This window comes from Actinophytocola sp. (assembly GCF_049647105.1).
In the GTDB taxonomy this organism is placed as follows: Bacteria; Actinomycetota; Actinomycetes; order Mycobacteriales; family Pseudonocardiaceae; genus Actinophytocola.
In genome coordinates this window covers 1-5,607 of record NZ_JBARWZ010000160.1, presented here as the reverse complement: position 1 = coordinate 5,607, position 5,607 = coordinate 1, and the positions used below count along the sequence as shown (strand labels likewise).

Genomic DNA, 5,607 nt, shown 5'->3' with positions numbered 1-5,607 from the left:
CGCCACGCCAGAAAGGCGCGCCCGGGAGTCCCGGACGCGCCATTCCTTGCAGGGGGTCAGTGCACGCCCGCACCGGAGGTGACGACAGACTTCACGTTCGACGCCGTGTCCGTGCTGTAGGAGTACGGGATACCCGCGACGCTGCCGCCGGTCTGGCCGGCGCCGGAGTTGACCTTGTAGTTGTCCCGCGCCACGAGCGAGCCCTCGTCGGAGTCGCCCTCGCCGAGGTGGTACGGGTCCTCGACGTTCTCGAAGTAGTTCTTCTCCACCAGGACGCCCGCGTTCTCGGTGGACGCGACGCCGTAGCTGCCGATGTTGCGGTAGTAGTTGTTGAACACGTGCACGGGGTTGCCGAACCGGACGCGCGGGTTGCGCTGGTTCACGCCGTCGAAGTAGTTGTGGTGGTAGGTCACCCGGAGCTTGCCGTTGTCCTCGCCCGAGTTGCTGTCGCTGTGCCCGAGCAGCGCGTTCTTGTCCTGGTTGTGGAACCGGTTCCAGGACACGGTGATGTTGTCGGACGCGCGCTTGATGTCGAGGTTGCCGTCGTTCGCGTCGGAGAGGGCGTTGTGGTCGATGAACACCCGCGTCGAGTACTCGACGTTGATGTTGTCATCGCCGGAGCCGGTGATCGTCAGGTTCTGGATGATCACGTTGCTGACCTTGCTGACGTTCAGCCCGCCGCCGGTGAGCCTGCCGGACGTGCCGAGGCCGACGATCGTCTTGTTCGACGCGACCTTGTTCATGCCCGACAGCGAGATCGAGCCGCTCACCTGCACGATGGTGGGCGAGCTGCTCTGCACGGCCGACAGGAACGCGCTGGTCGACGACACCGTGACGGTCGAGCCGCCCGCGCCGCCGGTCGTGCCGGCGCCGAAGCCGATCGGGCCCGGGTAGGCGCGGACGTCCGCGCCGGCGGTCCCTCCGGTCATGGCGACCGTGATCGCGCCGGCCGCCAGCATGCCTGCCGCGGCGATGCCCGCGATTGTCTTGCGCATGGTTCTCCTCCTCGTTGAGTTTTGCCTGCCGATCGAGAAACCTTTGTGCTGCTTGGGCGAACGCGTCGTTCTGGCCACAGTGGACGATCCGGTGACGCTGAGCCGCACGACCCGCCACTTCCTCGTGGGATCCGGTCATGCATGTTGGGAGCGCTCCCAATGCGGTGCACTCAGTGTTAGCACCTGTGCGCGACGGGTGTCAACCAGGAATGCGCTTGCCTAGCGGGAAACGGATCTTGTGGACGGTTTTTGGGCCGCCCGCACAAGATCATGGGAACGTTCACATCGTCACTGACTGTTGACTAACGGTGGCCGCCGGTTCTAACCTGCATGAGGAAAACGCTTTCCCGTCGAAGGGGTGGCAACGATGCCTCGACCCGTCGAACCGCCGCGTGTCGGCAACTCCTATGGCAGAAGAACATTCCTCACGTTCGCCGGTGTGGCCGGTACCGCGCTCTCCGGTGCCCAACCCGCCGGCGCCGCCGCGTGGGAGACCGTCCTGTCCGGCTCGTTCGCCGACCGTGCCGCGCTCGAGGCAGGCTGGCACTACCGCTACCCGTGGGGGTCGGACCACAACGGCAGTGCCCGGATGTACGCCAGCTCGAGCGACATCAACCACGTCTACCTGGAAACCTCCGGGGTACTGACGATCAAGGCGACCCGGATCACCTGGGACGAGGGCAACAGCTCGGCCGACCCGCACCTGCCGATCCGGTACCACTCCGGTGCGCTGCACGCGCGTCAGCAGGTGGTCGTCACCGACCAGTTCCCGAACTGGGAGGTGAAGGGCGAGTTCCAGGCGCCCGCGACCAGGGGCGCGTGGCCCGCGTTCTGGCTGACCGGCGCGAACAGCTGGCCCCCGGAGAGCGACATCCTGGAGTTCAAGGGGGACAACAGGAACTGGTTCAACACCTACCGCAACGCGAGTGGCGGCTGGTCGAACACGATCGTCGGTGTCTCGAACCCCGGCGCGTGGCACGGCTACCGCGCGTGGATCACGAAGGCCAACGCGACCGACGTGGACATCCACTACTACCTCGACGGCAACTGGGTCGGTCAGCATCGCGGCGCGAACTTCGTCGGCAGCCCGATGTGGCTCATCCTGAATCTGCAGATGGAGGGCTCGTCCGGCTCCCCGGGCCCGACGGCCGACACCTTTTACCGTGCCCGCAACGTCTACGTCGGACGAACCAGGGCGTAGCGCGGGACAACGTCAGGTATCGGGTGCGGGCAGGCGGCGCGCGCTGGCATGATCGGCCCCATGGGGGCGGGCGCACATCGCGGTGAACTGGTGGACGACCTCGCGGAGATCCTGCCGTGGCGGGTCGCGTCGAGGTGGGGGAACCCGGAGCACGACTCCGGTGCGGGCTTGGACCTCCTCGGGTGGCTGGCCACCGGCCGCGCGCTGCTGGGGATGGCGACGCTGGTCGCCGTCGGCATCTACACCGGCACCAGGGGGCCGGGACAGGTGCTGGTCGAGGAGGGCTGGGAGAAGTCCTCGAAGAACGTGGTCTTCGCGATGTTCGCGGTGCCGGTGTTCATGATCGGGACGTACCTGCTGACCCGGCCCGGCCATCGCGGGGGCTTCGCGTGGTGGCCGACCGTCCGCCGGGTCCTGCTGATGGTCGTCACGACGCTCGGCCCGATGACGCCCATCATCCTGATCGCGACGGAGGCCGTCCCGGACCAGACGACGGCCTTCTACGTGTTGTTCGGCGTGGCGTGGCTCGTCGGCATCGTCTTCCTGTGGCGGTACTTCACCTTCGGCGCGGTGGTGGCCGGGGTCCTGATGGCGCCCTTCCTCGCGATCGCGGTGTTCCTGATCGCCACCGCCTGGCTCGTCGTCTACCTCTGCTTCGTCGCGTTCTGGGCGAGCCGCACCTGTTGCTGGGCCGGGCTGTTCCACCCGCTGCTCGCGCCCGCGCTGTCCGCGACCGTGGTCGGCTACTTCACGGTCGATGCGCTCATCACCAGGAACACCGGCGGTGTGCCGATGGACCTGTGGCTGTGGCTGACGTTGGGCGGCCTGGTCAGCACGCTCGCGCTGGTGATCACCGAGCACGAGATGCTGCGCAGGCAGGACGGGTACCGCTGGCGCGGCGGACCGGTACCAGGGTGACACTTGCCTACGCTTCGGGGCCGCCGCCGTCCAGGTCCGGGGAGCAGAAGGCGCCGCCAAGGTAGCCAAGGTAACGCTCGTCTGTCCGGGAGATCCCGTCGGCGTGGTCTTCCGCGTTGTCCTGTGACCGGTAGCCGATGGCTTCCGCCTCCGCGAGGCTCCACCAGCGGCGGGTGTTGTCCGAGACGCCCCACACCACCTTGAAGCCCGGGTTCGGTATGGACAGCGCCGCCTCCACCAGCGCCGCCGCGTCGCGGGGGGAGAGCCAGGTCTCCAGCATGCGGGTGTCGAGTGGCTTCTCGAAGCAGCCGCCGATGCGCAGGCACACCACGTCGAGGCCGTAGCGGTCGTGGTACAGGCTCGCCAGCGCCTCACCGGCCACTTTGGACACACCGTAGTAGGTGTCCGGGCGTGGGAAGAGGTAGTCGGGTGCCAGGTGGCCGTCGCGCGGGTGGAAGCCGACGGTGTGGTTGGTGCTCGCGAACACCACGCGCGGCACGCCTGCCCGGTGTGCCGCCTCGAAGACCTTGTAGGTGCCGTCGATGTTGACCGACAGGACGTCGTCCCAGCCGTGCTCGGTGGCCAGCCCGCCAAGGTGGAGGATCGCGTCCACGTCCTCGCACGCCCTGGTCATGGCGGCCAGGTCGGTGATCGACGCTCGTACCAGTTCCGCGCCGTCGCCGGTGTCCGGCAGGTCCGCGATGTCCAGCAGGCGCAGCGTTCGGTCCGGGCTCGCCAGTCTCGGGCGCAGCAACGTGCCGACGCCACCCGCGGCGCCGGTGATCAGAAGACGCACCTTGTTTCCTCCCTCTGCGGTTGTCACCGGCCGTTCGCCAGCCAGGTCAGGGCTTGCTTGCCGGACACCACTGTGCTCGTCAGGGTGCCGACCTCGCCGACGGTGATCGCGACCCGGTCACCGGCGGCGAGGGTGAACGGCAGGTCCGGCACCAGCGCGGTGCCGGTCGCCAGGACCACCCCGTCGGGGAACACGTCGGCGCGGAACAGGTAACCGACCAGCTCGCCGAACTTGCGGCGCAGCAGGGAGGTGCTGGTCTCACCGGACCAGACCACCGCACCGTCGCGGTGGATCGCCAGCTCGATCGTGAGGTCGTACGGGTCGGCGACCTCCCACGCGGGCCGGATGCCGGGGCCGACGGCACAGCCACCCAGATAGATCTTCGCCTGCGGGAGGTAGAGCGGGTTGACCCCCTCGATGCTACGGGAGCTCATGTCGTTGACCGCGGTGTACCCGACCACCTCGGCGTGGCGGTTGACGACGAGACCCAGCTCCGGCTCCGGCACGTCGATCCCGGAGTCGGTGCGCACCGAAACGGACTCGCCGTCGCCGGTGACGCGCCAGCTCGCGGACTTGAAGAACAGCTCCGGCCGGTCCGCGTCGTACACCAGGTCGTACACGTCGGCGGAGCGCTCGCTCTCGGTGATCCGGGCCTCCCGCGACCGCTGGTAGGTGACACCGGCGGCCCACACCTCCATCCGCCCGTCCACCGGCGGCAGCAGCCGGACCGATCCGGCGTCGTGAGCGGGCCCTGTCGCGGCGAGCGCGGCACGCAGGTCGGCGAGCGGCAGGCCGAGCAGCTCGCCGACGCTCGCGACCGGCAGCTCGGTGACCGTCTCCGCGTCGAGGACGCCGACGGCCGGGCGGTTGGCGTCCTGGGAAAGGAAACGCACGATGAGCACGGTTGACCTCGCATTCTCGGTTCGGGACACTAGGCACGACAACGGCGATCACGCAAGCGGTCCGAAATGGACTGTGTGGCCCCGGGCTCAGTCCGGGATGAGCGTCGCCGTGCCGGTCACCGTGATCCGCGCGTCGTCCCGCGAGACGTCGACGGTCAGTTCGCTGCGGCGGCCCATGTCCTCGCCCTGGATGATCGTGAACCGGGAAGGAGCGCGGCCGAGCGCACGCAGATAACCACCGAACGCCGCCGCGGCCGAGCCGGTCGCCGGGTCCTCCACCACACCACCGGGAGGGAACGGGTCGCGTGCGTGGAACAGCCGCTCGTCCTCCCGCCAGAACAGGTGCACGGTGGTCCACCCGGCCCCGGCCATCAACGCCCGCAGCGCGGGGAAGTCGTAGCCAAGGTCGGCGAGGCGGGCACGCGTCCGCGCGGCGAGCATCAGGTGATCGTTCCCCGCGAACGCGACCTGCGGCGGCCAGCCCGGATCGACGTCCGTCGGCGACCAGCGCAACGCGGTCAGCGCGGCGGCCAGTTCGTCGGCGGTCGCGGGCCGGGACCGCGTCGGCACGCTCGTCAGGCTCGCCGTCCGCGCCTCCGTACGAACCGGAATCGGGCCCGCGGCCGTTTCGAAGACTAGTGCCCCGTCCAGGTGGATTGGGGTGATTATCGGCGGATCCCGGTGTTCGCTGGCAAGGCGCCGAAAGGTCCTCGTACCGGGTTGTACTTGGGCCTTTCGGCAACGCGGCCAGCGGGCGGCGGGGCCGTCGAGAATCGTGCCGTATCCGCCTGGACG

The 5,607-nt window shown here is 68.8% G+C and carries 6 protein-coding genes; 2 read left to right on the top strand and 4 right to left on the bottom strand.

The window, feature by feature from the left end; all coding sequences use genetic code 11:
* Window positions 1-56: 56 nt before the first annotated feature.
* A complete protein-coding gene (locus tag WBA97_RS20230) occupies window positions 57-995 on the bottom strand; it encodes a pectate lyase family protein (RefSeq protein ID WP_424232433.1) in 939 nt (312 codons plus the stop codon).
* 367 nt (window positions 996-1,362) lie between these two features.
* Between WBA97_RS20230 and WBA97_RS20225 the strand changes: the two genes are divergently transcribed.
* Both WBA97_RS20225 and WBA97_RS20220 read left to right on the top strand, forming a co-directional pair.
* Window positions 1,363-2,196 (top strand): glycoside hydrolase family 16 protein, encoded by an 834-nt coding sequence (locus tag WBA97_RS20225; RefSeq protein ID WP_424232432.1) that lies wholly within the window; start codon window positions 1,363-1,365, stop codon window positions 2,194-2,196.
* A gap of 60 nt (window positions 2,197-2,256) precedes the next feature.
* Window positions 2,257-3,114 (top strand): hypothetical protein, encoded by an 858-nt coding sequence (locus WBA97_RS20220; RefSeq protein ID WP_424232431.1) that lies wholly within the window; start codon window positions 2,257-2,259, stop codon window positions 3,112-3,114.
* A 7-nt stretch (window positions 3,115-3,121) separates the two neighbouring features.
* Here the strand turns inward: WBA97_RS20220 and WBA97_RS20215 are convergent, their stop codons facing one another.
* From WBA97_RS20215 to WBA97_RS20205, 3 genes are all read right to left on the bottom strand, one after another.
* Complete coding sequence (locus WBA97_RS20215) at window positions 3,122-3,910, bottom strand: NAD-dependent epimerase/dehydratase family protein (protein ID WP_424232430.1); 789 nt, start codon at window positions 3,908-3,910, stop codon at window positions 3,122-3,124.
* Between the two features lie 23 nt (window positions 3,911-3,933).
* A complete protein-coding gene (locus WBA97_RS20210; RefSeq protein WP_424232429.1) occupies window positions 3,934-4,812 on the bottom strand; it encodes a fumarylacetoacetate hydrolase family protein in 879 nt (292 codons plus the stop codon).
* 87 nt (window positions 4,813-4,899) lie between these two features.
* Window positions 4,900-5,463, bottom strand: a complete 564-nt coding sequence (locus WBA97_RS20205) for a PhzF family phenazine biosynthesis protein (RefSeq protein WP_424232434.1) — start codon at window positions 5,461-5,463, stop codon at window positions 4,900-4,902.
* Window positions 5,464-5,607 lie beyond the last annotated feature (144 nt).